General features: G+C 74.0%; 25 protein-coding genes. 17 read left to right on the forward strand and 8 right to left on the reverse strand.

Going from position 1 to position 26,519, the window contains the following annotated elements; translation table 11 throughout:
- Nucleotides 1-70: 70 nt before the first annotated feature.
- Nucleotides 71-2,563, reverse strand: coding sequence for a DNA gyrase/topoisomerase IV subunit A (locus BLU42_RS05570; RefSeq protein ID WP_091073600.1), 2,493 nt, complete (start codon nucleotides 2,561-2,563; stop codon nucleotides 71-73).
- A gap of 112 nt (nucleotides 2,564-2,675) precedes the next feature.
- On the opposite strand from BLU42_RS05570, the gene BLU42_RS05575 reads away from it, so the two are divergent.
- Entirely contained in the window at nucleotides 2,676-3,101 is a 426-nt protein-coding gene (locus tag BLU42_RS05575) for a GNAT family N-acetyltransferase (protein ID WP_197680631.1), read from the forward strand.
- 24 nt (nucleotides 3,102-3,125) lie between these two features.
- On the opposite strand, the gene BLU42_RS05580 is transcribed toward BLU42_RS05575, so the two are convergent.
- Nucleotides 3,126-4,238 carry a PucR family transcriptional regulator gene (locus tag BLU42_RS05580; RefSeq protein WP_091073602.1) on the reverse strand — a complete coding sequence of 371 codons (1,113 nt, stop codon included), beginning with the start codon at nucleotides 4,236-4,238 and terminating at the stop codon, nucleotides 3,126-3,128.
- Between the two features lie 381 nt (nucleotides 4,239-4,619).
- Between BLU42_RS05580 and BLU42_RS05585 the strand changes: the two genes are divergently transcribed.
- Nucleotides 4,620-5,231 carry a sigma-70 family RNA polymerase sigma factor gene (locus BLU42_RS05585; protein WP_091073603.1) on the forward strand — a complete coding sequence of 204 codons (612 nt, stop codon included), beginning with the start codon at nucleotides 4,620-4,622 and terminating at the stop codon, nucleotides 5,229-5,231.
- 161 nt (nucleotides 5,232-5,392) lie between these two features.
- Entirely contained in the window at nucleotides 5,393-6,076 is a 684-nt protein-coding gene (locus tag BLU42_RS05590) for an HAD family hydrolase (RefSeq protein WP_091073604.1), read from the forward strand.
- 72 nt (nucleotides 6,077-6,148) lie between these two features.
- Here BLU42_RS05590 and BLU42_RS05595 read toward each other — a convergent pair whose 3' ends face one another.
- Entirely contained in the window at nucleotides 6,149-6,736 is a 588-nt protein-coding gene (locus BLU42_RS05595; RefSeq protein ID WP_091073605.1) for a TetR/AcrR family transcriptional regulator, read from the reverse strand.
- A gap of 52 nt (nucleotides 6,737-6,788) precedes the next feature.
- Here BLU42_RS05595 and BLU42_RS05600 point away from each other — a divergent pair, with 52 nt between their 5' ends.
- Together BLU42_RS05600 and BLU42_RS05605 are read left to right on the forward strand one after the other, a co-directional pair.
- Nucleotides 6,789-7,526 (forward strand): SDR family oxidoreductase, encoded by a 738-nt coding sequence (locus tag BLU42_RS05600; RefSeq protein ID WP_091073606.1) that lies wholly within the window; start codon nucleotides 6,789-6,791, stop codon nucleotides 7,524-7,526.
- Nucleotides 7,527-7,610: 84 nt separating this feature from the next.
- Nucleotides 7,611-10,136: a glycoside hydrolase family 2 protein gene (locus tag BLU42_RS05605; RefSeq protein WP_091073607.1), complete on the forward strand. Its 2,526-nt coding sequence runs from the start codon at nucleotides 7,611-7,613 to the stop codon at nucleotides 10,134-10,136.
- Here BLU42_RS05605 and BLU42_RS20480 read toward each other — a convergent pair.
- Both BLU42_RS20480 and BLU42_RS20485 read right to left on the reverse strand, forming a co-directional pair.
- Complete coding sequence (locus BLU42_RS20480) at nucleotides 10,111-10,956, reverse strand: CHAD domain-containing protein (protein WP_157719801.1); 846 nt, start codon at nucleotides 10,954-10,956, stop codon at nucleotides 10,111-10,113. The two genes, BLU42_RS05605 and BLU42_RS20480, sit on opposite strands and share 26 nt — an antisense overlap.
- A 13-nt stretch (nucleotides 10,957-10,969) precedes the next feature.
- Nucleotides 10,970-11,524 (reverse strand): hypothetical protein, encoded by a 555-nt coding sequence (locus BLU42_RS20485; RefSeq protein WP_157719803.1) that lies wholly within the window; start codon nucleotides 11,522-11,524, stop codon nucleotides 10,970-10,972.
- A gap of 57 nt (nucleotides 11,525-11,581) precedes the next feature.
- On the opposite strand from BLU42_RS20485, the gene BLU42_RS05615 reads away from it, so the two are divergent.
- Together BLU42_RS05615 and BLU42_RS05620 are read left to right on the forward strand one after the other, a co-directional pair.
- On the forward strand, nucleotides 11,582-12,169 hold the full coding sequence (locus BLU42_RS05615; RefSeq protein WP_157719805.1) for a TlpA family protein disulfide reductase: 588 nt from the start codon (nucleotides 11,582-11,584) through the stop codon (nucleotides 12,167-12,169).
- A gap of 122 nt (nucleotides 12,170-12,291) precedes the next feature.
- The gene (locus BLU42_RS05620; protein ID WP_091073610.1) at nucleotides 12,292-12,651 is read left to right on the forward strand and encodes a DUF6578 domain-containing protein; all 360 of its coding nucleotides are present in this window, start codon (nucleotides 12,292-12,294) and stop codon (nucleotides 12,649-12,651) included.
- 357 nt (nucleotides 12,652-13,008) lie between these two features.
- Here the strand turns inward: BLU42_RS05620 and BLU42_RS05625 are convergent, their stop codons facing one another.
- Nucleotides 13,009-13,605: a TetR/AcrR family transcriptional regulator gene (locus BLU42_RS05625; RefSeq protein ID WP_091073611.1), complete on the reverse strand. Its 597-nt coding sequence runs from the start codon at nucleotides 13,603-13,605 to the stop codon at nucleotides 13,009-13,011.
- A 77-nt stretch (nucleotides 13,606-13,682) separates the two neighbouring features.
- Here BLU42_RS05625 and BLU42_RS05630 point away from each other — a divergent pair, with 77 nt between their 5' ends.
- The 8 genes from BLU42_RS05630 (at nucleotide 13,683) to BLU42_RS05665 (ending at nucleotide 21,797) form a co-directional block, all read left to right on the forward strand.
- Nucleotides 13,683-14,594, forward strand: a complete 912-nt coding sequence (locus BLU42_RS05630) for an aldo/keto reductase (RefSeq protein WP_091073612.1) — start codon at nucleotides 13,683-13,685, stop codon at nucleotides 14,592-14,594.
- 110 nt (nucleotides 14,595-14,704) lie between these two features.
- Nucleotides 14,705-17,377, forward strand: coding sequence for a GNAT family N-acetyltransferase (locus tag BLU42_RS05635; protein ID WP_231918460.1), 2,673 nt, complete (start codon nucleotides 14,705-14,707; stop codon nucleotides 17,375-17,377).
- A gap of 86 nt (nucleotides 17,378-17,463) precedes the next feature.
- A complete protein-coding gene (locus BLU42_RS05640) occupies nucleotides 17,464-18,459 on the forward strand; it encodes an intradiol ring-cleavage dioxygenase (RefSeq protein WP_091073614.1) in 996 nt (331 codons plus the stop codon).
- 185 nt (nucleotides 18,460-18,644) lie between these two features.
- Nucleotides 18,645-19,403 carry a GAF and ANTAR domain-containing protein gene (locus tag BLU42_RS05645; protein ID WP_091073615.1) on the forward strand — a complete coding sequence of 253 codons (759 nt, stop codon included), beginning with the start codon at nucleotides 18,645-18,647 and terminating at the stop codon, nucleotides 19,401-19,403.
- Between the two features lie 186 nt (nucleotides 19,404-19,589).
- Entirely contained in the window at nucleotides 19,590-20,315 is a 726-nt protein-coding gene (locus BLU42_RS05650) for a GAF domain-containing protein (protein ID WP_091073616.1), read from the forward strand.
- Nucleotides 20,308-20,874, forward strand: coding sequence for a hypothetical protein (locus BLU42_RS05655; RefSeq protein WP_157719807.1), 567 nt, complete (start codon nucleotides 20,308-20,310; stop codon nucleotides 20,872-20,874). Before BLU42_RS05650 ends, BLU42_RS05655 begins: the two co-directional genes overlap by 8 nt.
- Nucleotides 20,875-21,017: 143 nt before the next feature.
- Nucleotides 21,018-21,242 (forward strand): hypothetical protein, encoded by a 225-nt coding sequence (locus tag BLU42_RS05660; RefSeq protein WP_091073618.1) that lies wholly within the window; start codon nucleotides 21,018-21,020, stop codon nucleotides 21,240-21,242.
- A 177-nt stretch (nucleotides 21,243-21,419) separates the two neighbouring features.
- A complete protein-coding gene (locus BLU42_RS05665) occupies nucleotides 21,420-21,797 on the forward strand; it encodes a hypothetical protein (protein WP_157719809.1) in 378 nt (125 codons plus the stop codon).
- Between the two features lie 225 nt (nucleotides 21,798-22,022).
- Here the strand turns inward: BLU42_RS05665 and BLU42_RS20490 are convergent, their stop codons facing one another.
- A complete protein-coding gene (locus tag BLU42_RS20490) occupies nucleotides 22,023-22,181 on the reverse strand; it encodes a hypothetical protein (RefSeq protein ID WP_157719810.1) in 159 nt (52 codons plus the stop codon).
- Between the two features lie 340 nt (nucleotides 22,182-22,521).
- Entirely contained in the window at nucleotides 22,522-22,665 is a 144-nt protein-coding gene (locus BLU42_RS21690) for a DUF1707 domain-containing protein (RefSeq protein WP_157719814.1), read from the reverse strand.
- Between the two features lie 123 nt (nucleotides 22,666-22,788).
- On the opposite strand from BLU42_RS21690, the gene BLU42_RS05675 reads away from it, so the two are divergent.
- Together BLU42_RS05675 and BLU42_RS05680 are read left to right on the forward strand one after the other, a co-directional pair.
- Nucleotides 22,789-24,375, forward strand: a complete 1,587-nt coding sequence (locus tag BLU42_RS05675; RefSeq protein WP_091073621.1) for a DUF5129 domain-containing protein — start codon at nucleotides 22,789-22,791, stop codon at nucleotides 24,373-24,375.
- Between the two features lie 150 nt (nucleotides 24,376-24,525).
- The gene (locus BLU42_RS05680; protein ID WP_091073622.1) at nucleotides 24,526-26,373 is read left to right on the forward strand and encodes a SpoIVB peptidase S55 domain-containing protein; all 1,848 of its coding nucleotides are present in this window, start codon (nucleotides 24,526-24,528) and stop codon (nucleotides 26,371-26,373) included.
- Nucleotides 26,374-26,519: the final 146 nt, after the last annotated feature.

Consider the following 26,519-nt stretch of genomic DNA (forward strand, 5'->3'; position numbering starts at 1 on the left):
AGGACCGAGCCTGCCCGATCGCTCCGCGCGGGACGGGCCCGGGGCCCGCCGCCCGCAGCGCTGCCGGCGCTCAGCCCGCCGACCGGCTCGCCACGGCGACGATCGGCTGGCCCGCGGGCGCCCCCGAACCGTCACGTCTGCCGTCGGCGGCGGGCAGCTCCACCGGCGCCCCGCTGGCCGCCGCGGCGACGGCGGGCGGCGGGCCGACCCAGGCGAGCAGGAGGGTGTCCTCGCCCTTGAGGAAGCGGTGGCAGCGGACCCCGCCGGTCGCCCGGCCCTTGGCCGGGTACTCCGTGAGCGGGGTGACCTTGACCGTCCCCGCGTCGGTGCCCGGCAGGGCCGACGAGCTGCCGGCGACGGTCACGACGACGCTGCCGGCCGCGCCGGCCTCGCTCGACGGGTCGGTGACGCCGAAGAAGACGGCGGAGACCTTGGGGGCCAGCCGGACGCCGGCCATGCCGCCGCCGCCGCGGCCCTGCGGGCGCACGGCGCTCGCCGGGAAGTGCAGCAGCTGGGCGTCGCCGGTGACGAAGACCAGGTCCGCCCCACCAGGTCCTGCGGCCGCCTGCTCCTCGGTGAGCTCCACCGCGCCGACGACCTCGTCGGAGTCGTCGAGGCGGATGACCTCCCACGCGTCGCGGTTCAGGACCTCGGGCGCGACGCGCTTGACCACGCCGGCCGCGGTCCCGAGCGCGAGGCCCGGTCCGTCGGTGCGCAGCGCGCTCAGCCCGAGCGCCCGCTCGCCGGGCTCGAGCGTGACGAGCTCGCTGACGTGCGTGCCGCCCTGCAGGTTCGGCGCGGAGGCCGTGGCCGGGACGGTGGGCAGGTCGAGGGCGTTGAGCCGGACGCAGCGCCCGCGGCTGGTCAGCAGGCCGACGTCGGCGCGGGCGGTGGTCAGCACCCGCGCGACGACGACGTCGTGGTTGCTGCGCGGGCCCTCGCTCGCCAGCGGCTCGGCGTGCGGCGTCCGCGCCAGCAGCCCGGCCGAGGACATCAGCACCCAGCAGGGGTCGTCGGCGACCTCGAGCGGGACGGCCGCCGCCGTCGCCGCGGTGCCGCCGGCCGCGAGCAGGATGGTGCGGCGCGGGGTGCCGTGGGTCTTGGCGACCTCGGCCAGCTCGTCGGAGACGAGGGCGCGCAGGCGCTCGGGGTTGTCGAGGATCTCGCTCAGCGCGGCGATCTCGGCGCGGAGGGCGTCGCGCTCGGACTCGAGCTCGATCACGCTCAGGCGGGTGAGGCGGCGCAGCGGCATGTCGAGGATGTAGGTGGCCTGCACGTCGGACAGGTCGAAGGCCTCGATCAGGCGGGTCTTCGCCTCGGCGGCGTCGTCGCTGGAGCGCACGATGGCGATGACGTCGTCGATGTCGACGATCGCGAGCAGCATCCCCTCGACCAGGTGCAGGCGGTCCTGCGCCTTGGCCCGGCGGAACTCGGTGCGCCGGGTCGTGACGTCGTAGCGGTGCTGGAGGTAGACGTCGAGCAGCTCGCGCAGCCCGAGCGTGCGCGGCTGGCCGTCGACGAGGGCGACGGCGTTGATGCCGAAGCTGTCCTCGAGCTTGGTGGCCTTGTAGAGCTGCTCGAGCAGCGCGTCGGCGTTGAAGCCGTTCTTGACCTCGATCACCAGCCGGGTGCCGTGGGCGCGGTCGGAGAGGTCCTTGACGTCGTGGATGCCCTGGAGCTTGCGCGACTGCACGCCGGTCTTGATCTGCTCGATCACGCGCTCGGGACCGACGAGGTAGGGCAGCTCGGTGATCACGATGCCCTTGCGCCGCGGGTGCACCTGCTCGACGCGCGCGGTGGCGCGGATGCGGAACGAACCGCGACCCGTCGCGTACGCGTCGCGCACCCCGTCGAGACCGATGATCTTGCCGCCGCTGGGAAGATCAGGACCCGGGATGAACCGCATCAGGTCGTCGAGGCCCGCCTTGGGGTGCTTGATCAGGTGCCGCAGCGCCTGCACCACCTCGACGAGGTTGTGCGGCGCGCAGTTCGTGGCCATGCCGACCGCGATGCCCGACGCGCCGTTGACGAGCAGGTTCGGGAAGGCGGCCGGCAGCACGACCGGCTCGACGTCCTTGCCGTCGTAGTTGGGGCGGAAGTCGACGGTGTCGGAGTCGAGGTCGGCCGTCATGGCCAGCGCCGCGGGCGCCATCCGGCACTCGGTGTAGCGCATCGCCGCCGGCCCGTCGTCGAGCGAGCCGAAGTTGCCGTGCCCGTCGACCAGGGTCAGCCGCATCGACCACGGCTGCGCGGTGCGCACCAGGGCGTCGTAGATCGCGCCGTCGCCGTGCGGGTGGTACTGACCCATCACCTGACCGACCACGCGCGCGCACTTGACGTGGCTGCGGTCGGGCCGGATGCCCATCTCCTCCATCCCGTAGAGGATCCGCCGCTGCACCGGCTTGAGCCCGTCCCTCGCGTCCGGCAGCGCCCGGCTGTAGATGACCGAGTAGGCGTACTCCAGGAAGCTCGTCTGCATCTCCGAGGAGACGTCGACGTCGAGGATGCGCTCGGTGAAGTCGTCGGCCGGAGGGCTGGACGGGGTGGTCGTGCGGCGGGCCATGCGGTCTCTGCGTCTCCCTGGGTCACGGGCGGGGTGCCCCGGCGATTCTGCCTGCCCGCGACGCCCGCGGACGCCACGGCGCGCGTACGGCGACGTCCCTAGGCTCGGGCGCGTGCCCTCCCCGGACCCGTCCTACCGCCTCGTCCCCGACGTCCCGCAGGTCGTCGACTACGTCCGCCTGCGCCGCGAGAGCGGCCTGACGCCCAAGACGCCCGAGCAGGCGGCGCTCGCCCTGCCCGGCGGGTGGGCTGCGGTGCACGTGGTCGAGGAGGGGACCGGGGAGACCGTCGGCATGGCCCGCGTCATCGGCGACGGCGGCTGGTACTTCCACGTCGTCGACATGGCCGTCCTACCTGCCCACCAGCGCCGCGGCCTCGGCGACCGGATGCTCACCCACCTGCTCGACCTCGTCCGATCATCGGTCCCGCCGGGCTCGTACATCACGCTCATGGCGGACGCCCCCGGACGGCGGCTCTACGAGCGGCACGGCTTCCGCGACCCCTCGCCCCGCACCGTCGGGATGTCGCTGCTGACCTGAACTCGCCCTGGCACCGGCGCCCGGTCAGGAGCGCGCGGCCGCCTCGCGGTAGGCGGCGAGCCACAGCGCGACCTGCAGGTCCGTACGGCTGCGCCCGTCGCGGAGGTCCACCCCCGTCATGTCGGCGATGCGGTCCAGGCGGTAGTAGAGCGTCGTGCGGTGCACGTGCAGCTGCTGCGCGGCCGCGGCCACGTCCCCGCCGAGGTCGAGCACCGTCCGGGCGCTGACCATGAGGTCGCGACGGGGGAGCGACGCGAGCACCTCGGCCGCCGGGTGCACCTCGCCGACGGCCAGCTCCTCGGGGGCGTCCACGACGAGGCGCCAGGCACCGAGCGCGTCCCAGGACACCGGGTCGACGTGGGCGCCGGCCTCCAACGCGGTCCGGGTCGCGTCCGCCCGGCGCAGCGCCTCGCCCAGGCGCTCCAGCGGCAGGGCAGCGCCGCTCAGCGCCGGTCGCGGTCGCCCGCGGACGCCGGCCCCGGGCTCGTCCCGGACGGTGTGGGCGCGCAGGTCGCTGCCCGGCAGGCGCCAGCCGCCGCGCCAGGTCGTCGTGTGGACCTGCACACCCACGTCGGCGGGGAGCCGTTCGAGGGCGACGAGCTCGCGCACGGCGGCCGCATCAGGCCCGTCGAGCAGGGTCCGGAGCAGGTCCTCGCGGCGGCGGGTGACGTCGCGGCGCGACCCCTCGGCCCGGGCGAGCACCTCCGCGGCCCGATCGGCGCACTCGACGACGAACGGCAGGTCGGCCGGCGACACGGTGTCGTCGGGGTCGAGCACCCAGAGCAGCCCGAGCAGCTCCTCGCCGGCGTGCACGGGCATGCACCAGCGCGCCCACATGTCGAGCTCGGGGATGCCGGGCGTGCGCACGGGGGCGAGGGCGTGGGCGAGGTCGAAGGTGCGGACGGCGTGCGCCACCTCGGCGTCGACGCGGCGGTTGAGGATGGTGCGGACCCGGGTGCCGTCGACCGCGCCGCGGGTGGACCACCAGACCGGACGCTGCCGCCGGTCCTCGACCAGCACCGACAGGTCGAGCCGCGCGGCGAGCGCGTCCACGGCCGCCTGGACGTCCTCGTGCCCGTCGAGCTCGGAGGCGTCGGGCTCCGGCCCGCCGTACGGGTCCTGCGACGCGGGCGTCACGACCGGGGAGCCTAGGGGACGAGGTGCCACGGCCCCTGCGAAGCGCCGGCGGGGACGGCTCCCGGACGTCCTCCCGCACGACCGTCTGGAGGTCTGGTCGAACGCCTCGTGGAGCATCTTTCCAGTGGGTTGCGCGACGATCGAGTAGTCCTGGATCAGGACGATTCCTGAGAGAATTTTCCTCAGCAAACTTTAGGTTGACCAGGGGGTTCACCGGCTTGCGCAGCATGACAACGGTGTCCATGATTAATGCAACGGACCGGTTCTCAGGAACTGCCCGACGGGAGGCATCATCGCCGATGACCCTCCCGGCCGCACCGGAGCGGGGCCCCCGGAGCAGCTCGACCACCCATCCACTCGGGGCAAGTGAATGGATCGCCGATGTCGTCCACCACCACCCAGGCTCTCGCCGACCGCGAGCTCGTCGCCGCCGCTCAGGGCGGTGACACCCTCGCCCTCCACGCCCTCGTCGTGGAGGTCCGCAAGGTCGCCTACCGCTACTCCCGCTCTCGCCTGGCGACCTACGCCGGCGGCCTCGAGGTCGCCGAGGACGTCACGCAGGAGATCTGCCTGGCCGTGGTCGACGTGCTGCCGCGCTACGAGGACAACGGCGCCCCCTTCGTGGCCCTCGTCTTCGCGATCGCGTCCAACAAGGTCGCCGACGCCCAGCGCCGCTACGCCCGCAGCCCGCTGCACCTGGTCGACGAGCTGCCGGAGCAGGTCGAGACCGCGCTCGACCCCGAGCAGCAGGTCCTCGCCCGCTCCGACGTCGACGCCGCCCTCGAGCTGCTCGAGCGGCTGCCGGCGCGCACCGCGCTGGTCATCCGCCTGCGGGCCGAGGGCCGCAGCGCCGACGAGGTCGGCGAGCTCGTCGGCATGTCGGCCAATGCGGTCCGGGTAACCCAGCACCGCGGCCTCTCCAAGTTGCGCCAGCTCGTCGCCGCGTCGGTCGACCACAGCGAGCGCTTCGCCGACCGTCGCGTCGCCGCCTGACCCGTCCCACCGCCTGACCCGTCCCGCCGGAGGCGGGCCGCACCCTCGACCCGGGGCGCGGCCCGCCTCTTCTCATGCCCGCGCTGCCCGGTCGACGCGCTGCCCGGTCGACGCGCTGCCCGGTCGACGGAGGTGCCGGGTGACGGTGCGACCCTCTTCTCGTGCCGAGCCTTGACGACGTCGCCGTCGGAGCCGTCGCCGACGCGTCCGTCGACGTCGTCTGCTGGGACTGGAACGGCACGCTGCTCGACGACACGGCTCTCGCCCTGGCGGCGATGAACACGGTCCTCGAGGAGCGCGGTCTGGCGCCCTTGCCCGACGTCGAGGCGTACCGGTCTGTCTTCGGTTTCCCGGTCCCGGCCTTCTACGCCCGGGTGGGGATCGCCGAGGACGATTTCCGGGCGGCGGCCGGGCGCTACCTGGAGCTCTTCGCGGCCCTGGTCGGGCGGGCCCCGCTCCACGCCGACGCCGTGGCGACGCTCCGGACGATCGGACGCCTCGGCGTGACCCAGGTCCTCATCTCCGCGACGGTCCCCGACGTCCTCGCCGGGCAGATGGACCCGCACGCGCTCACCAAGCACTTCGAGCAGGTCCTCGGGACCACCGACGCGTACGCGCCCTCGAAGACCGCGGCCGTCGCGCGCTGGCTGCGCTCGTCGGGCCACGAGCCCCGACGCGTCCTGATGGTGGGCGACACCAACCACGACGAGGAGATCGCCCGCGAGCTGGGCCTCGGCTTCGTCCGCTTCGACGGCGGGCACCAGCGACCGCCGGACGACGACCGGTACCCCGTCGTGCAGCACCTCCGCGAGGTCGTCGACCACGTGCGCCGGAACCCTGTCTGAGGTCGTGCAGCGCCACGACCTTCGCCGAGGGGTAGGTTGCCGCGCCCTCGACACAGCACCGGACGCGGCAAGCTACCGCTCGGCGACCGCTGAGGTCGGGCGGGGAGCCCGGAGCCCGTCGACCAGGACGGCCAGCAGCACCGGACCGCGGGCGTCGAGCTCGTCGTCGTCGAGCCGGCTGAGCCAGCTGATCAGGACGATCACGTCGCGGGCCTGGACGTCGTCGCGGATGCTGCCGTCGGACCGGCCCGCGCGGAGGATCAGCTCGACCGCGTCGCCGATCGGACCGAGGCTGTGGTCGGCGAGGTCGCGCCAGGTGGCCGCCTCGAGCGCGGCGAAGACGTCACGCTTCACCCGGGCGTACGCACCCACCCGCTCGAACCAGGCCGCCAGCGCCTCCACCGGGGTGCGCGTCGCGAGGAGGTCGGGAGCGGCGGCGACCAGCTCGGCGACGTCGCGCTCGTAGACCGCGGCCAGCAGCGCCTCGCGGGTGGGGAAGTGGCGGTAGAGCGTGCCCTGCCCCACGCCGCTCGCCCGCGCCACGGCGTTGAGCCGCAGGTCTCCGGGCTCGCGCAGCAGCTCGCGCGCCGTCGTCAGGATCCGATTGCGGTTGCGCTGCGCGTCTGGACGGAGGGACGGCTGCCCGCCAGAAACGGACATCTGTCCGGTACGCTCGTCGGAAACGGACACGTGTCCACACTAGAGGAGACCGATGAGCACCAGGGGCAAGGTCGTCGCCGTCACGGGCGCGAGCAGCGGGATCGGCGAGGCGACGGCTCGCGTGCTGGCCGAGCAGGGCGCGCTCGTCGTGCTGGGTGCCCGTCGGACCGAGCGGCTGGACCGTCTGGTCGCCGAGATCGAGGCCGACGGCGGGCAGGCCCGCGCGGTGCGCGTCGACGTGACCGAGCCTGCCGACCTCGAGCGGCTCGTCGACACGGCCGTGGAGGCATTCGGCCGGCTCGACGTGCTCGTGAACAACGCCGGGGTCGGTCTGATCGCGACCGTCGAGGACGGGACCCTCGCCGACTGGTCGGCCATGATCGACGTCAACGTCAAGGGCGTCCTGCACGGCATCGCCGCGGTCCTGCCGGTGTTCCGGCGCCAGGGTCGCGGGCACGTCGTGACCGTCGTCTCGACCTCGGGCCTCAAGATCGTCCCGACGCAGGCGGTCTACGCCGGCACCAAGAACGCCGTGCGCACGATCATGGAGGGGCTGCGGCAGGAGAGCACCGACGGCGTGGTGCGGACGACGTCGGTCTCGCCCGGCTACGTGCGGACCGAGCTCGTCGACTCCATCGACGACCCGGCGACGCGCCACGCCGCGCAGCAGGCCATGGCCGACCTCGGCATCGCCCCCGAGGCGGTCGCCCGGGCCATCGCGTTCGCGATCGACCAGCCCGACGACGTGGAGATCGGCGACCTCACGATCCGGCCGGTGCGGCAGGGCTGAGCGGGATGGGCACAGGTTCCCGCTCCGCGTCGGACAGGGTGCCGCCCGCAGGCTGAACCGGTTTCGCAGGCAGAATGTGGACCCGTGCGCAGACTCCTCGACCAGGGCTGGACCGTACGGGCGACGGACGGGCCGGTGCCGCCGGAGCTGGCAGGGGCGCTGTCCGACGGGATCCCCGCGACCGTGCCGGGCTGCGTGCACACCGACCTGCTCTTCGCGGGCCTGGTGCCCGACCCGTTCCTCGACCAGAACGAGGCGCTGCTCGCCTGGGTCGGCGAGACCGGCTGGCGCTACGCGATCGCGCTCTCCTGGACCGAGGACGACCAGGCGCGCGGGGACGCGGTGGTCGAGCTCGTGGCCGAGGGCCTCGACACGGTGGCGACGGTCGAGCTCGACGGCCGCGTGGTCGCGCGCACCGCGAACATGCACCGCACGCACCGCGTCGACCTCACCGACGTGATCACCGTCGGTGATCACGAGCTCGCGGTGTCGTTCGAGGCGCCGGTGCCGGCGGCGCAGCGGGCGAGCGAGGCGCTCGGGCCGCGCCCGTGCGCGTACGAGCAGCCCTTCAACGCGCTGCGCAAGATGGCGTGCAGCTACGGCTGGGACTGGGGACCCACGCTGGCGACGTCGGGGATCTGGAAGCCGCTCACGCTCCGTGGCTGGAGCACGGCCCGCCTCGGCGGCGTCCGCCCGCTCGTCGACGTGCAGTCCGAGGACGGCACCGAGCGCGGAGTCCTCGACGTGCACGTCGAGGTGGTGCGCGCCCCCGGTGACGTCAGCGCGCTGACCGTCAGCGCGCAGGTCGCCGGCCGGTCGGCCGAGGTCGAGGTGCCCGCCGGGTCGACGAGTGCGGTGGTGCACCTCGAGGTCGACGACGTCGCCGTGTGGTGGCCGGTCGGGTACGGCGACCAGCCGCTCCACCCCGTGGCCGTGTCGCTGGCGACGGGCGAGCGGGCCCTTGACTCCTGGGAGGGCGAGGTCGGCTTCCGCACGGTGGCGCTGGACACGACGCCGGACGCCGACGGCACGCCGTTCCGTCTCGTCGTCAACGGCACGCCCGTCTTCGCCCGCGGCCTCAACTGGATCCCCGACGACGTCTTCCCGAGCCGGATGACGCCTGAGCGCTACGCCGACCGGCTGGGCGAGGCCGTCGCGGTCGGGGCCAACCTCGTCCGGGTCTGGGGCGGCGGGCTCTACGAGAGCGACGACTTCTACGCCGCGTGCGACCGCCTGGGGCTGATGGTGTGGCAGGACTTCCTCTTCGCCTGCGCCGCGTACGCGGAGGAGGAGCCGCTCCGCTCGGAGGTCGAGGCCGAGGCGCGCGAGGCGGTCACCCGGCTCTCGGCGCACCCGAGCCTCGTGCTGTGGAACGGCAACAACGAGAACATCTGGGGCCACGAGGACTGGGGCTGGAAGGACGACCTCGACGGCCGCACGTGGGGCCTCGGCTACTACACCGACCTGCTGCCCGGGATCGTCGCCGAGCTCGACCCGACCCGGCCCTACTGCCCGGGCACCCCGTACGCGATGTCGCCCGACCTCCACCCGAACGACCCGCACCACGGCCCGAGCCACCTGTGGGACGTGTGGAACGTGCTCGACTACGCCCACTACCGCGACTCGGTCCCGCGGTTCGTGGCCGAGTTCGGCTGGCAGGGCCCGCCGGCCTGGTCGACGCTGACGCGCGCCGTCCACGACGACCCGCTGACGCCGACGTCGCCGGGCATGGCGGCGCACCAGAAGGCCGCCGACGGCGACCTCAAGCTCTCCCGCGGCCTCGCGCCGCACCTGCCGGTGCCCGAGGGGGTCGACGACTGGCACTGGGCGACGTCGCTCAACCAGGCGCGCGCGCTGACCTTCGGCATCGAGCACCTGCGCTCCTGGTCTCCGGTCTGCTCGGGCGCCGTCTGGTGGCAGCTGAACGACCTCTGGCCGGTCACCTCGTGGGCCGTCGTCGACGGCGAGGGCCGCCGCAAGCCCGTCTGGTACGCCCTGCGCCGCGCCTTCGCCGACCGCCTGGTCACCGTGCAGCCGCGCGCTGAGGGCCTGGCCGTCGTGGTCGTCAACGACGGGCCGAAGGACTGGGCCGACGTCGTCCGCGTACGGCGGCTGCGGCACGACGGCACGGTCGTGGGGGAGCAGGCGCTGCCCCTCGCGGTCGCGGCGCGGACGACGGCCACGCTGGCGCTGGACCCGGCGACCAGCGAGCCGGGGGACCCCGCGGGCGAGGTGCTGCTCGCCGAGGTGGGCGGGCTGCGCGCGTGGTGGTGGTTCGTCGAGGACCGCGACGGCGCGCTCGCGGCCGCCGACCTCGGCTCAGCGCTGGAGGCCGGCGTGGAGCCGGTCGAGGGCGGCTACGCCGTCCGGGTGACCGCGCGGACGCTGGTCAAGGACCTCGCCGTGCTGGCCGACCGGGTGGACCCCGAGGCGCAGGCCGACGACATGCTCGTCTCGCTCCTGCCCGGGGAGTCGGTCACGGTCCACGTGTCCGGCCCCGCGGGGCTGGCGGCCGAGGACCTGCTCGGTCCGCTCGTGCTGCGCAGCGCCAACCAGCTGCTCCACGCCGTCGCCGGCGGCGCGATCAGAGGTAGTGCCGCAGCTTCTTGACGATCACCCGGGCGATCTCCTGCTCGCGCGCGTGCAGGAGGCCCCAGGTGAAGCCGTTCTCACCCGTGGCGCCGGCGGCCACGCCGAGCTCGCGCAGCAGCCCCTCGGCGACGACGCTGTCCTGGTGCTCGCCGAGGAGCTCCTGGAACGCCTTGCGCTCCTTGACGATCGCGTCGGCCTTCTTGCCCAGCACCGGTGCGGCGAGCTCGACGGCGTAGCGGTGGCGCTTGCCGGCCTTGCGGGCCCGGTGCATCAGCTCGTCGGCGTCCGCGGCGCCGGCCCGGTAGGCCTTCGAGGCCTGCACGAGCCGGCGGTGCGTCTTCTTGTCCGCGCGCGTGACGTAGCGCGCGGCGCGCTTGGCCGGGCGGTCGGCCTCGGCGGTGAAGGGCGGGTCGGCGCGCCAGGCGTGCAGCAGCACCTCGAAGGTCCGGTAGCGCGGGGAGTCGAGCGCCTCGTGCACGGTGCGCAGGGCGACGCCCCGCCGGACGTCGACCAGCTCGGCGAGCTGGCGGCGCAGCGGTCCGAGCGCCAGCTCGTCGGGCACCGTGTCGAGCGCCGCGCCCAGCCGCGCCGACTGGACGTCGAGGTCGCGCACCTCCCCGAGCAGCCCGGCCCACCACCGCAGCTCGTCGTCGAGCCGCCCGGCCTTGGGCACCTCGAACAGCTCGGGGAAGACCCGCAACGTGCTGCGTACGCGCCGTACGGCGACCCGCGTCGGGTGGGTGACGTCCTCCCCGGCCCTGACGTGCGCGGGGGCGTCGACCAGGACGGTCAGCTGCTCGGTGAGGTAGGCGGCGACCAGGTCGCGGAGGGTCTTCATGGGGCTCGCCAGCCTAGGTCCGGCCCGCGTCCGTCCTGCTGGCGCCCGGCCCTCGCCGTCGACCCACGGCGGCGCCCGCCGTGCCGCCCGCGAGCAGCAGTCCCAGGGCGGCCGCCAGGGCGGCGACGCTCTGGCCGCGGCTCCAGCCGGCCGTGGCGTGGACGGTTCTCGAGACCACTGGAGGCGAGTCCCTCGCCTTGGAGATCGCGACGTGCTCGACCACCGGCGCCTGGAGACGATCGAACGCGACGAGGCCACCTGCGACCAGCGCGGCGGCGGCCAGCGCGACCACGAGGAGCGAGCGCCAGGAAGGGCTGGCTGCTCGAGCGCCGAGCCGCAGGCCCATGACGAGCGCCGTGAAGGTGAGGCCGAGCAGGACCAGGACGGCGCCGACCGTTCGCCTGGAGTTCCACGCGCCCAGCTCGTCGAGCCAGTCGCGGTCGATGGACAGCGCGTACGGGTCGACCCCGACGGCGTGGGCGCCGGGTGAACGCAGCACGAGGACGCCCAGGAGGACCGCCAGCACGGCGACGACCAGGAGGACGCCGACCAGGCGCGAGCGGTGCACGCGAGCAGCATGCCGGGTCAGGTCCCGAGGGCACCCGGTGGCGGTAGCGTCGGGGTCGTGGCTGGGAGGTGGAGGATCGCCTCGACGGCGGCGACCGTCGCGTTCCTGCTCGCGGTCCTCGTCGCCGTCCTGCTCGTGGCGAGGACCTCCGGGAAGAGCGACGACCCCGACAGCGGCCTCGGGGTCAGCCCGGGGCTGGCCCGCTTCGCCGAGGCCGACCGCGGGGACGCGCCGAGCATCGCGGGCCCCGTGGTCAGTGGGAGCGGCCGGGCCTCGATCAGCCATCCGGGCTCGGTGGTCGTGGTGAACGTGTGGCAGTCGACCTGCGGACCGTGCCGGGGCGAGGCCGACGAGCTCGAGGCCGCAGCGCGTGCGACCAGGGAGGAAGCGGTGTTCGTCGGCCTTGACGTCGTCGACCAGCGATCGGCCGCCCAGGCGTTTCTGCGGACGAGCCGGAGCTCCTACGCCCACATCTTCGATCCCGACGCCCAGCAGCTGTTGAAGTTCAACGGCGTGCTGCCGGTCCAGGCCATCCCGAGCACCGCGGTGATCGACAAGCAGGGGCGGGTCGCCGCCCGCATCATCGGCCCGGTGTCGGCCCGGACCCTGACCGAGCTGGTCGCCGAGGCCGCCGCCACGAGCTGAGACGGTCGGCGGGACCGGCGTAGGCCGGGCGCCGGACGTGCCTGCCCAGATCAGGCACCGCCGGCAGCAGCCGCGCGCCCAGCGCCGTCGTCCCGAGGAGGTCTTGCGCCTAGTCTCCGGACGTGCGCGTCGTGGTCGAGGTCGGCGGCTGGGAGCACGAGTGCTGCGGACCGTCGTTCGAGCGCGGCTCGTTCGTCGAGCTCACCTGCCTGGACCTCTCCGGGTCGGACCCGTCGTCGACCCGCTACGTCGAGTCCCATCACGAGCTCTCGAGCCGGCGCCGGACCGTCACCCACAGGGGGAGGGTCGCCGACGTCGCCGTCCAGCACGCCGACGGATCCGTGGAGCCGATCCACCGGCTCCCCAGCGGCAGGGCCCTCCGCGGCTTCGACGAGGACGACGACGGGCACCTCGAGGAGCCCTGGAACGGCCGGGCCGTGGCGAGGGACTCCGACCAGTTCCTGGTCACGGTGCTGACCTGAGGCCTCGACGAACCGTGACGCTGCGGCGTCAGTGCTGGCTCGGGCCGGCGAGAGTCTTCTCCATCGCCTGGCGAGGACGAGTGTCGAGGCCAAGAGCGGCTTCGCGCCGCCGGACCGCAGCCAGCTCGGGTCCGCGGGCCTCGTCGTGGACAGCACTCCCGGACCCGCGCCAGAGCACGGTCGACCTCCTCGGGCGGCGGCCGCCGGCCGAGGTACCCGAGGAAGCGGCCGTCGGCGTGGTCGACCCCCTGGTCGCTCTGGGCTCGTCCCCCGACGTCCCTACCGCCCGGCGCGGTATCGGGGCCCTTGCCGGCCGTTGCTGAGCGAGCGTCGGGGTCCGGGCGTCCCGGGTGGCGCTCAGCGCGAGCCGAGCCCCCCGATGACGAGGTCGAGCAGGCGGCCGAGCTGGTGCGGGTCGGTGGTGTCGCGCGTCGCCAGGAAGACGCCCACGAGGGTCGTCGTCACGTCGCCGGCGTCGAGGTCGTCGCGCAGCGAGCCGTCGGCGCGTCCGGCGTCGAGGAAGCGTCGGACGACCTCCGTCACCCGTCCGCGCGTGCCGGCGTCGGCGGCCGCCCCGGCCAGGGCGCCCGGCCGCAGCATCTCCGCCATGCCGCGCTTGGCGGCCACGAACTCGGCGTAGCGGTCCGCCCAGGCCCGGAACGCCGCTGCTGCTGTGCCACCGCCACCGACGAGCGCATCGGCGACCTCGACCACCGCGTCGAGCTCCTCGGCGTACACGGCCGCGACCAGGTCCTCGCGGCGGGGGAAGTGGCGGTAGAGGGTGCCGATGCCCACGCCCGCTCCACGGGCTATGCCCTCGAGGGACGCGTCCTCACCGACGTCGAGGAAGGCGGCGCGTGCTGCGTCGACCAGCGCGGTGCGGTTCCGCAGCGCATCGGCCCGGGGCGCGCGCGTCTCCGCGGCAGAGCGCCGGACGCCGGGTGTCGACGACAAAGCGGAGGAACCTCCGTATAGAGTCGAGGTGAAGCGGAGGACCCTCCGCTCATCGCATCGCTACGAACGGACACCCTATGGCGAACAGCACCTGCGACCTCGCCGATCGCACCGTCTCCCGCGTCGGCTACGGGGCCATGGCCCTCGAGCGCTACGCCGAGGACCGCGCAGCGGGGGAGCGGCTCGTGCGACGGGCGGTCGAGCTCGGGGTCGACCACGTCGACACGGCGGACTTCTACGGGGCGTCGGTCGCCAACGACATCCTCCGCAGGGCGCTGCGCAGCGAGGAAGACGTGCTCGTCGTGAGCAAGGTCGGCGCGGTCCGGACGAGCGAGGGGGACCTGCCGCTCCGGCTCGCGCAGAAGCCGCACGAGCTACGCGCCGCGGTCGAGGACAACCTCCGCTCACTCGGGCGGGAGCGCCTCGACGTGGTGAACCTGCGACGCGCCGACACAGGCCCAGGGGTCGTCGCGACGGGCGACCAGGTCGTCGACCTCGACGACCAGCTCGCCGAGATGACGGCCCTGCGCGACGAGGGGCTCGTCGGCGCGATCGGCGTCAGCGCGGTGACCGACGAGGTGCTGCAGCGGGCCCTGCCGGCGGGGATCGTCTGCGTCCAGAACGCGTACGGCCTCGTCGCCCGGCAGTTCGAGCCGATGCTCGACCGCTGCGTGGCGGCCGGCGTCGCCTGGGTCCCGTACTTCCCGCTCGGCTCCGGTTTCCCGGGCCTGCCCAAGGTCGCCGAGCAGCCCGAGGTCGTGCGGGCCGCGTCGCGCCTCGGCGTGACGCCGTCGCAGGTCGGGCTCGCGTGGCTGCTCGGGCACGCCCCCAACACCCTCCTCATCCCGGGGACGGCGAGCCTGGACCACCTGGAGGAGAACCTGGCGGTCGCGGGCCTCGAGCTCGACGCCGGCACGACGGCCGAGCTCGACGCGGTCTGGGACGCACGCTTCGTCGGCGTCGACCACCAGCCGCGCTGGGTCGACTGAGCCCCGCGGCGCCGACCGGTCGGGCGTGCAGCCGACCCGCGGGACCAGAGCGCGGTGGTTGATGCGCGGCTCGTCACGCCTGTGTCACCTCCGCTGGTTAGCCTGAAGGGGTGTCTGCAGGAACCGCTCCGTCCGAGGTGGTCGAAGACCCCCCGGGCTACCCCCGGGAGTGGGAGGCCGACGTCCTGCTGGCCGACGGCGGGACCGCCCGGCTGCGCCCGATCCGGCCCTCCGACGCCGACCTGCTGGTCGCCTTCTACGAGCGCGTGTCGCCGGAGTCGAAATACTTGCGCTTCTTCGCGCCCTACCCGCGGCTGAGCCAGCGCGACGTGCGCCGCTTCACCCAGGTCGACTACGTCGACCGGGTCGCGCTGATCCTCACCCTCGGCGACGAGATGATCGGCGTCGGGCGCTGGGACCGGCTCGAGAGCGGCGCCGCCGGCGGCCGGGCGGAGATCGCCTTCCTCGTCGAGGACGCCCACCAGGGCCGCGGCGTCGCGCAGCTGCTGCTCGAGCACCTGGCCGAGGCCGCCCGGGAGCGGGGGATCACCGGGTTCGTCGCGGAGGTGCTGCCGGAGAACCGCCGGATGGCCCAGGTCTTCGCCGACGCCGGCTACCGCGTCCGCAAGGGCGTCGAGGACGGCGTGCTCGTCGTCGAGTTCCCGATCATGCCGACCGACACCTCGGTCGGGGTCATGGAGCGTCGCGAGCACCGGGCCGAGGCCGCCTCCGTACGCCGCCTGCTGACGCCGCAGCGCGTCGTCGTCCACGGGCGCGGCGAGCACGTCTGCGGGGTCGTCGACTCGATGCTGCGCGGCGGCTTCCGTGGCGAGGTGCTCGCCGTGGCCTCGGACGGCACCACGGTCCCCGGGGTGACGAACGCGGCCTCGCTCAGCGACGTGCCCGGTCAGTTCGACCTGGTCGTCGCCTCGATCGACCCCCAGGACCTCGGCTCGGTCGTCATCGACTCCGCGCACAAGGGCGCGCACGGCCTGGTCGTGCTGACGGGCTCGGAGTTCAGCGCGCAGGAGAACCACGTCCTGGTCCAGCTCGCCCGCGCGTACGGCGTCCGGGCGCTCGGGCCCGATGCGCTCGGCGTCCTGAACACCCGCCTCGGCGCGGAGATGAACGCGACCCCGGCGCCGATGCCGCGCACCGGCGGGGTCGGGCTGTTCTGCCAGTCCGCGGCGACCGGGGTGAGCCTGCTGAACGTGGCCGTGCGCACCGACGTCGGGCTCAGCTCGTTCCTCAGCACCGGTGACTACGCCGACGTCACCGCCAACGACGTCATGCAGTACTGGGAGGACGACGACGCCACCCGCGCCTGCCTGCTCTCGCTCGACACGATCGGCAACCCGCGCAAGTTCTCGCGGATCACCCGCCGGCTCGCGCGTCGCAAGCCGGTCGTCGTCTTCGCGCCGGGCCGGACGAACCGCTCCGAGCACCTCGGCGTGCGCGGCGGGCTCGGCCACGCGCCCGACGAGGCCGTCGACGCGCTGTTCCGCCAGGCCGGGGTGATGGTCACGCACCGGCGCACCGCGATGTTCGACATCGCCAAGATCACCGCCCGTCAGCCGCTGCCCGCGGGCGAGCGCGTACGCCTGATCACCAACTCCACGACCCTCGCCGCCCAGCTCGTCTCCACGATCGAGTCGGTCGGGCTGCTCAGCGAGGTGCCGGCGCACGTGCTGCCGACGCGCGCCTCGCCCGCGGCGTTCAGCTCCGCCGCCGAGCAGGCGCTCGCCGACCCCGACTGCGACTCGGTGGTGTGCGCCGCGGTGAACGTCTACTCCGAGGGCGTCGACCACGTGATCCTGGCCCTCGAGGGCGTGGCGCAGCACGCGCACAAGCCCGTGGTCGGGGTGTTCCTCGACTTCCACGACCCGCTCACCTCGATGGGTCCCGACGTGCCGGGCAGCCTGCCGCGCTTCGACTCCGGCACCGACGCGATCCGCGCGCTCGCCGCGGTGACGGCCCACGCGCGCTGGCGTGAGCGCGACCCCGGCGCCGTGCCCGACCTCGACCTCGACGCCGACCGCGCCCGCCGCCTGATCAACCAGGTGCTGCGCACCTCGCCCGAGGGGCGTGAGCTGAGCTTTCCCGAGGCGACCGAGCTGCTCGCCGCCTACGGCATCCCCGTCCTGCCGCGCTATCCGGTGAACAGCCTGGACGAGGCGTGCGCCCGCGCCGAGTCGCTCGGCTGGGACGTGGTGCTCAAGGCGACCGCGCCGCAGGTGCGGGGTCGTCCGGACCTGGCCAGCGTGCACCGCAGCATCGACGACCCCGAGGAGATGGCCCAGGCCTGGGACCACCTCTACGAGCTCCTCGTCGCGCTCGGGCTGGGTGCCGACGACGCGCTCAGCGCCGCCGCGCCGGTGGTCCAGTCGATGGCGCAGCCCGGTGTCGCCCTGGTCGTGACCAGCCGGGAGGACGCGGCCTTCGGCCCGATCATCTCGCTCGGCCTCGAGGGCGTGGCCTCCGAGCTGCTCGGCGACACGGTCTACCGCGTGCCGCCGCTCACCGACGTCGACGCGGCCGGCATGGTCCGCGACCTGCGGACGGCGCCCGTGCTCTTCGGGCGCAACAAGTCGCCGGGCATCGACGTCGCGCTGGTGGAGGACCTGCTGCACCGCGTCTCGCAGCTGGCCGACGAGCACCCCCAGCTCGCCTCGGTGAGCCTGAACCCGGTGATCGCCTCGGGAGCCTCGCTGTCGGTGCTGGGCGCCCGCGTGCACATCGCGCCGACCGACGACCGCCGCGACCCGCTCGCGCGGACCCTGTAGGAGCTCGTACCCGGCGGCGGGTCGTCGCACAGCGGACGGACAGGTCGGGCCGGTCTCCTGGGGGTCCGCCAACCAGGAGGAACACCGTGATCAGCCGCACCCCGACCTACCAGGGTCGCCCGTACGACCGCCCCGACGAGGAGCTCGTCGACCAGGGACTGCCCTTCGACGTCACGACCCTGCTGAACCGCCGCCAGGTCTTCCGCGCGCTCGGCCTCGGGGCCGGCGTCGCCGGTCTCGCCGCGTGCGGGGTGGGCGCGTCGAGCTCCCCGAGCCCCTCGGCCTCGTCGTCCTCCGCCGCCTCGTCCAGCGCCTCCACGGGCAGCGCCGCGGACGCCCTGACCGAGATCCCCGACGAGACGGCCGGGCCCTACCCGGGCGACGGCTCCAACGGACCCGACGTCCTCGAGCAGAGCGGCATCGTGCGCAGCGACCTGCGCTCCAGCTTCGGCTCCGCCAGCGGGACGGCCGAGGGGGTGCCGATGACGCTGACGTTGGCGATCAGGGACCTCGCGCAGGGCGGCGTCCCCTTCGCCGGGGTCGCGGTCTACGTCTGGCACTGCACCCGCGAGGGCGGCTACTCGCTCTACTCCGACGGCGTGACCGAGGAGAACTTCCTGCGCGGCGTCCAGGTCGCCGGCGAGGACGGGACGGTCTCGTTCACCAGCATCGTCCCGGCCTGCTACTCCGGGCGCTGGCCGCACGTCCACTTCGAGGTGTACCCCGACCAGGCGAGCATCACGGACTCGACGAAGGCGATCGCCACCTCGCAGGTCGCGCTGCCCAAGGACCTGTGCGACGCCGTGTACGCGACCGAGGGCTACTCCGCCTCGGTCGCCAACCTGGCCCGGGTCAGCCTCGCCGACGACAACGTCTTCGGCGACGACTCGGGGGCGCACCAGCTCGCCACGGTCAGCGGGTCGGTGGCGAAGGGGTACGCGGTGTCGCTCACGGTCGGGGTCGACACCACGACGACCCCCTCGGGCGGCTCCGGTGGCGGCTCCACGGGCGGGGGACCAGGTAACGGCAAGCCGCCGAGCGGGTTCCCGACCGGCGGTCCGTCCATCCCGCCGGGGCGCTGAGCGCGGGCTCCGGCCAGGTCGAGCGTCCTGGGCGGCCGCGGGCCGCGGTCGTCCACCAACGACGCCGCCGGACCTGAGCCGGAGGTCGGGGGTGTATGAATGAGCCTCCCGCGGGTCCTGTGGGCGCGCCCACCAAGGCCGCGTCGTCCTCGGTGTGACGACGACGGTCCCGCGAGCAGCGAGACGTGGCGGGACGTGCGGTGGCCAGCTCGAGCGGGTTCGACGACGGCCAGGTCTTCCGCCGGTTGCAGGCGCTGCTGGTGAGCGTGGACGATCTGTCGGGGTTCCTCGTCTCCGTCGCGCGGGTGGCGGCGTCGGTCCTGGGGGACTCCACCGCGTGCGGGATCACGTTCCGCTACGACGGCAACATGCTGACCGTCGCCTCGAGCGACGAGCGGGCCGAGATGCTCGACGAGACGCAGTACCGCACCCAGGACGGGCCGTGCCTGGAGGCTGCCCGGACCGGGAGGATCGTCGAAGTCCCCGATGCGCGTCAGGAGGGCCGTTGGCCCGACTACGTCCAGATCGCGGTCGAGGCGGGGGTGCGGTGCTCCGTGAGCCTGCCGATGACCCTGGGGGCGGACACCTTCGGAGCGCTGAACGTCTACGGCTTCGACCGGTCCCACCAGTTCGATGACGCCGAGCGGCGCCGCCTCGAGATCCTCACCGCGCAGGCGGCGGGGACGCTGCGCGTCGGCGCGCTCCGCATCGACGACGGGACGTTGCTGCGTCAGATGGAGGAGGCCCTGGCGTCGCGCACCCTGATCGACCAGGCGCTCGGCATCATCATCGCCCAGCAGCGCTGCACGGCCACCGTGGCCTTCGACCTGCTGCGCGCGGAGTCGCAGCGCACCCACCGGCGGGTGAGGGACGTGGCGGCCGACCTGATCGGTCGCACCAGCGGCCAGCCGCCGGAGACGGGCCCCGCGTTCGACCGGACCTGAGGGTCGGCGAATCCCCTCACGCGTCCGGGTGCTCGTGTCGCACGCGTCCTCTTGAGGTGCGGGAGTATCTTCTCAGCGGCTTGGGAGTAGCCGGAGGTGCTGACGGCACCTTCGCCGCTGCATCCCCTGGAGCCCCTTGTGCCGCCACCTGCCGCTCGACCGGCCGGCTCGGACGACGCACGTCTCGTGCCGAGACCGCCGAGCCCGGGTCCGGACGCGGTCCTGGAGCGACAGGCTCCGACCGGCCCGAGCGCGGTCGCCGTCGCCGAGCTCCGCGGGCAGCTGCACGGGCTCGCGCGCCGCCTGCACGAGGACGTCCGCCTCGACAGGAGCGGTGGGGTCGGAGCGACCCTGCTGGTCGAGGGCCGACCGGTGTTCGGCGGCTCCAACGGCTTCACCGAGGCGGTCGACGAGGTCCAGTACCGCCTGGAGCAGGGCCCCTGCGTGGCCGCGGTCGCGTCCGGCCGGGTCGTACGGTCCCGGACGATCGGCAGCGGTGAGCGCCGATGGACCAGCTTCACCGCCGCGGCCGCGCCCCTCGGGCTGCGCAGCGTCGCGTCCCTGCCGGTGCGCGTCGCTGATCGGGTCGTCGGATCGCTGAACCTCTACGGCCGGCACGCGGCCAGCCTCGACGGCGCCTCCACGCCCGCGCTGCGACGAGCGAGCGCCGCGGCCGGACGAGGGATGACCGCCGCGTGGCTGCTCGCCGTCGCCGAGGCCAACGCCCGGATCCTCGCCGACGCGGTCCGCGACCGCGAGGACATCGACATCGCCGTCGGCCTGCTGATGGACCGTTACCTCATGACCTCGGGGTCCGCGAGGGTGCTGATCGCGCAGCTCGCCGCGCAGGACGACGTCAGCAAGGCCACGGCCGCACGTTCCCTGACCCACCCCGACGCCGACCGTGGCTGAACCAGGGCCTGGACCGGCTCCGGGGCTGGCCCGCGCCCTCGTCGCCGACCTGCACGACCTCGCCGTGGACCTCGCCGTCGGTGGCTACACCCGCACCGCCCTCGCCATGCTCGAACGGGACCTGCACCGCTGCGCCCCCTCTGCGCTCGGCGCCACGATCACCCTCGACCGCGGGCCGCACCACGCCGCCGTTCAGGCCCACGTCGTCCCGCGGGTCCTCCAGCCCGCCGAGGTCCGCTCCGCCCTCCGGATCCCCCTGCCGATGTCCGATGACGCCGTCGAGGCGTCGATCACCCTCTACGCCGCCGCCGAGTGCGCGTTCGCCGACCTCGCGCACGCCCTCGGCGTCACCCCCGACCTCGCGACCGCCCTGCCCGACCGGCCGATCGAACCCGGGATCCAGGGTCTGACCGACCTCACCACGGTCAACATCGCGCTCGGGCACCTCCTCAACCGCGGTCGGACGCTGTCCCAGGCCCGCGAGGAGCTCGCGCACCTCGCCCAGCACCGCCACACCGATCTCGCCCGTGCCGCACGGCTGCTCCTCGACTCCTCCTGACCTGACCGGCCAGCTGATCGGCCCCAGGCCGACGGGTCGAGACGCCTCGACGTGCGCGCACGCATCTCCAGGGCCGCTCTCCAGCAGCGGCCGGGCGTCACGGGTGCCCGCCCATCCCTCCGACTCGTGAAGGTGTCCTCCGCGTGGAACTACGAGCCCGCTTCATCTCCGCCCTGCGCACCGGGGGGACCGGCACGGTCGCCGACGCGACGCCGTCGCGCATGTCCGCCGCGGTCGCCGAGGTTCTCGGCGTTCCCGGCGCCGGCCTGGTGATGCAGGAGTTGGTGCGCTGGCCCGTGGGAGCCAGCGACGACGACGCCCGCACGGCCGAGCAGGTCCAGGCGACGGTGAACGAGGGGGGTGCCTGACCGCTGCCCGGGAGGGACAGGTGGTCACCGCGAACGAGGACGACATCGCCGCGGCCTGGCCGACGTACCACCACGAGCTCCGCGAGCACACCCCGTACCGCGCGACGTTGTCCTTCCCCGTCGGCCCGCACCGCGGACGGACGGACGATCGGCGTGCGGACCTGTACGGGGGTCCCCGTGGCGCCGGCCGCAGCCCGCGGAGGTCCGCGTTCGCGGCGCTGGACCTGTACAGCACCGAGCCAGTGGCACCTGGAGGACGAGCTCAGCACCATCGCCGACGAGGTCGTGGACCTGGTCGAGGCACTGCTGCTGTGCACCGGTCCCCGCGGCTCCTTCGACCGGGAGTCGTGGCCGCAGGAGTGGAGCCACGCCCATCGTCAGGTCTGGATCAGCGTCGGCATGCTCGGCGAGGCGGGCGGGCTCAGCGACGTGGACGCGATCGCGATCCTGCGCGGCTACGCCTTCTCCCGGGACCTGATGCTCGACGACGTCGCCGACCAGCTCGCGAGCGGTCGGCTGAGCGCCATGGCGCTCCTCGAGGTCGATCCGGCCTGAAGGAGGAGCGTGCGAGCGGTGTGAAGGCGGAAGGTGTCGGTCTGCGCTCAATCCAGGTCGGCCTGAAGGTCCAACGGCAGCGGCCCCGGGACCACGCTCGGAGGTCCCGGCGAGGTCATGGCCCTCGCCCGGGGGTCGACGCGGGGGTGGCGCGGCCCGCCGTCCTCGCCGCGGGTGACCGCCTTCCCGGCGCGTCGACGAAGAGCGACCGTCAGCGAGGGGCACTCACTCCCGCGAGACGATCCACTCCAGGTCGGCGACCTTCACCCACTCGGTGCTGCCGTCGTCCCACTCGACCTCGACGGCGTCGAACTTGTGCGCGTCGACGGCCGTCACGACCCCGAACTCCTCGCCCCGCCGTACGACTGCCCCGACCTGCGCCATGCGGGCGATCCTAGGGCGACGCGCCCCCGAGGGGCTGCACCTGCTGCTCAGCAGTCGGCGACCCGCTCGGCCTCCGCGAGGACGCGGGCAGCGTCGGCGGCCGCGGACCGGGCCTGCCGGACCGGCTCGTCGAGCCGCTGAGGGTCGAGCCCGCCGCCCGAGGTCGCCATGACCATCTCGGCGTCGTCCACGGCCTGCTGGGCCCGCTGTGAAGCGGTGCGCGCCTGCTCGCGCAGGGCGTCGAGGCGGCGGTCGACGGTCGCGTCCGACAGCGCGGCGACCTCCTCGGCGGCTCGTGCGGCGTCCCGCGCGTCCTGGACGACCTGCTCCTGCTCCGGCGTCAGGGCCGGGCAGTCGTCGGTCGCCGGTGCCGGGATGACCGGTCGAGCCGACCCGCGACGAAGTGCTGCTGCAGCTGCTCCACGCACGCCTCCCGGTCGAGGTCGGCGATGCGGAGCCCGGCGTCGGTCGTACGCGTCGTCACGGGGTGACCCTGCTAGAGCGGTCCGGTCCGCGGCAGCCGCCACTCCGCGTGCCGGGGAGAGCCTGGGACGACCTGCTCCATGCTTAGCCTGAGCAGCCCCGGGGGCACGACGAGGAGCCCCAGATGGTCATGCGTCACGGAGTTGTCCGCGCCGGCGGGGCCACCCGAGCTGTCCGGGTCGTCCGGGCCGCCGGCGCGGTCACGGCCGCCGTGCTGGTCCTCGTCGTGCCGGCCGGGAACGCGCTCGCCGCGGCGCCCACGACACGGGCCTCGCTGGTCCTCGACGACGGCCGCATCCTCGACGACCGGCAGGTCGTGAAGGACATCAACGCCCTGCGCAACAGGACGGGCGTCGAGGTCGCGGTCCTGACCACCGAAGGCGACGCCGACGTGCACAAGGACACCTACGACGACGACGTGCTCACCTACCTCCAGGAGCACGACGACCAGATCGTCCTCGACGGGGGCGGCGACGGGCTGCGCGACGGGCTGATCCTGCTCGCGGTCTCGCCCGGCGTCCGGCAGGTCGGGGTGTACGCAGGCGACGACGTCGACCTCGACGCCGACGGTGTCGAGGAGGTCGTGGACGCCGTCCGGGCCGACGCGCGGGCCGGGCGGTGGGAGGAGGTCGCGGTCGGCGGAGCGCGCAAGGCCCTGGCCGTGACGGCGGAGGCGTCGTCCTCGGGCAGCGACGAGCCCGGCACGAGCGACGACCAGGACCCCTACCCGACCTACCCCGAGGAGGACCCGACCTCGGCCGGCAGCGGCTCGTCCCTGCTTGCCGGACGGGTCCTCGGGGCGATCACGGGTCTGGCGGCGCTGCTCGGCATCCCGTTCGCTGTGGCCGCGCTGAGGCGACGGCGCCGGCGCCGGGCGGAGCTGTTGGCGTGGACGCCCGAGCCCGCCGTCGTCGCCGCCGCGTTGCGGCAGTGGCGTGACGCCATCGAGCAGGTGCAGATGACCGGCTACCCCGACCCGCCCCGGGACCGGTCGGGACGGGCGGCCTGGACCTACGACCCGGACGGCTCGATCACCGCGCTGGAGACGCTCGCCGCGTCCGGTCCCACGCTGGCCCAGCGCGTGGACCCGGTGGAGCACGCCCGGATCACGGCGCTCCTCGCACCACGCGCGACCCTGACGGCCTGGGTGGACGACGCGCGGTTCTGGGCGCGCGAGGACGGCTGGGAGCAGCGCTGGGCGGCCGAGCTCGACCGTCTGGTCGACGCCCCGCTCGCGGCTTTCCTCGGCAGCGTCGACGACCTCGAGAGCGACCGGCCGAGCCGGCGGCTCGCCCGGGTGCGGACGGAGGCGGAGGCGTTCCGGTCAGGCGCCGTCTCCCTCGACGCGTCCGTCCGCGCGTCGGTGGTCCGCCCGACCGCCGGGGTGCGCGAGGCCCAGGCCCTGAACACCGAGATCCGGCGGTTCGCCCAGGAGGCCGCTCTCACGGTCGTCCGGGGCATGTCGGACTGGTCGAAGCACCGCCTCGTGGCCGGGTCCGGAGGGCACGACCCGTCGATGGCGCCCTACCTGCTCAGCTCCCTCATCGCGTCGTCGTCGGACCGGCGAGGGGCGTCCGAGGGCATGGCCGGGGTGTTCGGGGCGGGAGGGTTCGGCACGGGCTTCGGGACGGGTGGGTCAGACGCGTCGACGACCTTCAACGACTCCTCGAGCAGCGGGGGCGGGATGACCGGCGGGTCGGGCGGCTACTGACCCCGTCGCGGCTGAGAGGTCGAACGAGCCGCGGACCGTGTCACTCGCGGGGGCGGCGATTGGGGCGACTTTCGTATCAGTATCCTCTCAGGCTCGTCACAGGTGTGATCGGATGGCTCCTGCCAGAGCAGGACGACCTCGGGGGGAACGATGAGCAGAGCAAGGGCGAAGATCGCCATCGGTTCGGTGGCCGTGCTGGTGGGCGCGCTGACCGGGGGAATGGCGCCGTCGGCGTCGGCGGCACCGGCGGTCGCGCCACCGGCTGACTGCCCCACGGTCGCGCCGACGGCGTCGGTGCGCGCGGGCACCACCGGGACGGGCTGGACCGTCGTCACCGGGAGCACCCCGCAGCCGTTCGGCGTCGACGTCCTGGGTGTGATCACCGACGGCATCGCCCCGGGTCGCGACCTGGTCATGATCAAGGTCTTCGACCTCCCCGGCCAGCACGTCGTCGACCAGGGCGGCGGCATCTGGGCGGGGATGTCCGGCTCGCCGGTCTACGTCGACGGTCAGCTCGTGGGGGCGGTCTCGTACGGCTTCACCCTGGCCCCGTCCCCGCTGGGCGGCATGACGCCGGCCGCGGACATGCTCTCCGACCTGAATGCGGGCGACGCGCCGGACGCGTTGCGGGCGAAGGTCCCGCTCACGTCGACCACGCGTGCCGCCCTCGCCTCGGAGGCCCGGGTGGCCGCCCCTCGCGGTTCGCTGAGCCCGGTCCCGACGCCGCTCGGCGTCAGCGGTCTGCGCTCCGACCGGCTCGAGCGGCTGCAGAGCGACGTCAAGGGTGCCGGGCTGCCGCTGTCGGTCCACGCCGCCGGCCGTGCGGCTGCGCCCGCCGCCGGCGTCGCGCCGACGTCCCGCCCCGTCGCCGGCGGCAACTTCGCCGGGGCCGTGGCCTACGGCGACGTCACGTTCGCGGGCACCGGCACCACGACGTACGTGTGCGGCGACCGCGCGCTGGCCTTCGGCCACCCGCTCACCGGCGCCGGGGCCACCACCTTCGGCGCGAACGACGCCGACTCGCTGGCGATCGTCAAGGACGACACGACCGGGTCGTTCAAGCAGGCCAACCTCGGTCCGCTGTTCGGCACCCTCGACCAGGACCGCACCGTGGGCATCCGCGCCGACCTCACCTCGACGCCGGCCACGACCCCCGTGACGACGACGGTGCGCAACCTCGACAACGGGCGTGCGCGCACCGGGGCCACCCAGGTGACCGACCAGTCCTACCTGGCCGAGGTCGCCGCGTACGGGTCTTTGGCCAACCTCGACCGCGTCTTCGACGAGTCCGGCGACGGGCGCGCGTCGACCCGCTGGACGATCAAGGGCACGCGGGCCGGCGGCAAGGCCTTCACGATCGAGCGCTCGAACCGCTGGGCGTCCCGCTACGACCTCACCGAGGACCCGGCCTTCGAGGTCGCGTACGCCGTGGACTCCCTGGTCAACAACGACTTCGAGCCCGTGACGATCTCCTCCGTCGACCTCGCCGCGGACGTGACCACCTCCTACGACCAGCTCCACGTCGTGAAGGTCGAGGTGGCGGTGAACGGCGGCTCCTACAAGACGCCGAAGACGCTCAAGGTCAAGGCGGGCGCCAAGCTCAAGGTCCGCGTGACCATGAAGCGCTACCGGAGCACGTCGACGGTCACGGCGGTCGCCGACCTGAAGGTCCCCAAGGGCGCATCGGGCCAGAGCGGTCTGCTGAGTGCCGTCGGCGGCCTCTCAACCGGGGGCGGCCCGGACGGCGAGGACGGTTCGGACGACTCCGCCTGCCTGCTCGAGGGCAGCGGCTGCGAGAACGGGCAGGAGGGCTCGCTCGACGACGTGATCTCCGAGATCAAGAAGGCCCCGCGCAACGACGACCTGCTCGCCCAGCTGTCGTTCGACGACTCCGACGAGCCCGACGAGGGCACCGGGGCCAGCGCGGCGGTGACCTCGAAGGTGCGTCAGAAGGTCACGGTCGTGGGTTCGCGGAGCATCGCCGTGACGGTTCGCTGAGCGAGACCTTGCACCGGCCCGCCGGTCCGACGACCCAGGTCGTCGGACCGGTGGGCGCGTCCGTCTCCAGCCGCACCGTGGGTGCGAGCGCCGCGTCCGTGGGTCACACTCGTGAGGTGGTCGGCGACGACGGCGAGATCACGAGC

The organism is Microlunatus sagamiharensis, from assembly GCF_900105785.1.
Lineage (GTDB): Bacteria > Actinomycetota > Actinomycetes > Propionibacteriales > Propionibacteriaceae > Microlunatus > Microlunatus sagamiharensis.

Coding starts and splice junctions, on each gene's coding strand:
- BLU42_RS05595 (WP_091073605.1), bottom strand. CDS start 6,736: ATGTCCGTTTCTGGCGGGCAGCCGTCCCTCCGTCCAGACGCGCAGCGC.
- BLU42_RS05675 (WP_091073621.1), top strand. CDS start 22,789: ATGGTCATGCGTCACGGAGTTGTCCGCGCCGGCGGGGCCACCCGAGCT.
- BLU42_RS05630 (WP_091073612.1), top strand. CDS start 13,683: ATGGCGAACAGCACCTGCGACCTCGCCGATCGCACCGTCTCCCGCGTC.
- BLU42_RS05570 (WP_091073600.1), bottom strand. CDS start 2,563: ATGGCCCGCCGCACGACCACCCCGTCCAGCCCTCCGGCCGACGACTTC.
- BLU42_RS05680 (WP_091073622.1), top strand. CDS start 24,526: ATGAGCAGAGCAAGGGCGAAGATCGCCATCGGTTCGGTGGCCGTGCTG.
- BLU42_RS20490 (WP_157719810.1), bottom strand. CDS start 22,181: ATGGCGCAGGTCGGGGCAGTCGTACGGCGGGGCGAGGAGTTCGGGGTC.
- BLU42_RS05585 (WP_091073603.1), top strand. CDS start 4,620: ATGTCGTCCACCACCACCCAGGCTCTCGCCGACCGCGAGCTCGTCGCC.
- BLU42_RS20480 (WP_157719801.1), bottom strand. CDS start 10,956: ATGAAGACCCTCCGCGACCTGGTCGCCGCCTACCTCACCGAGCAGCTG.
- BLU42_RS05600 (WP_091073606.1), top strand. CDS start 6,789: ATGAGCACCAGGGGCAAGGTCGTCGCCGTCACGGGCGCGAGCAGCGGG.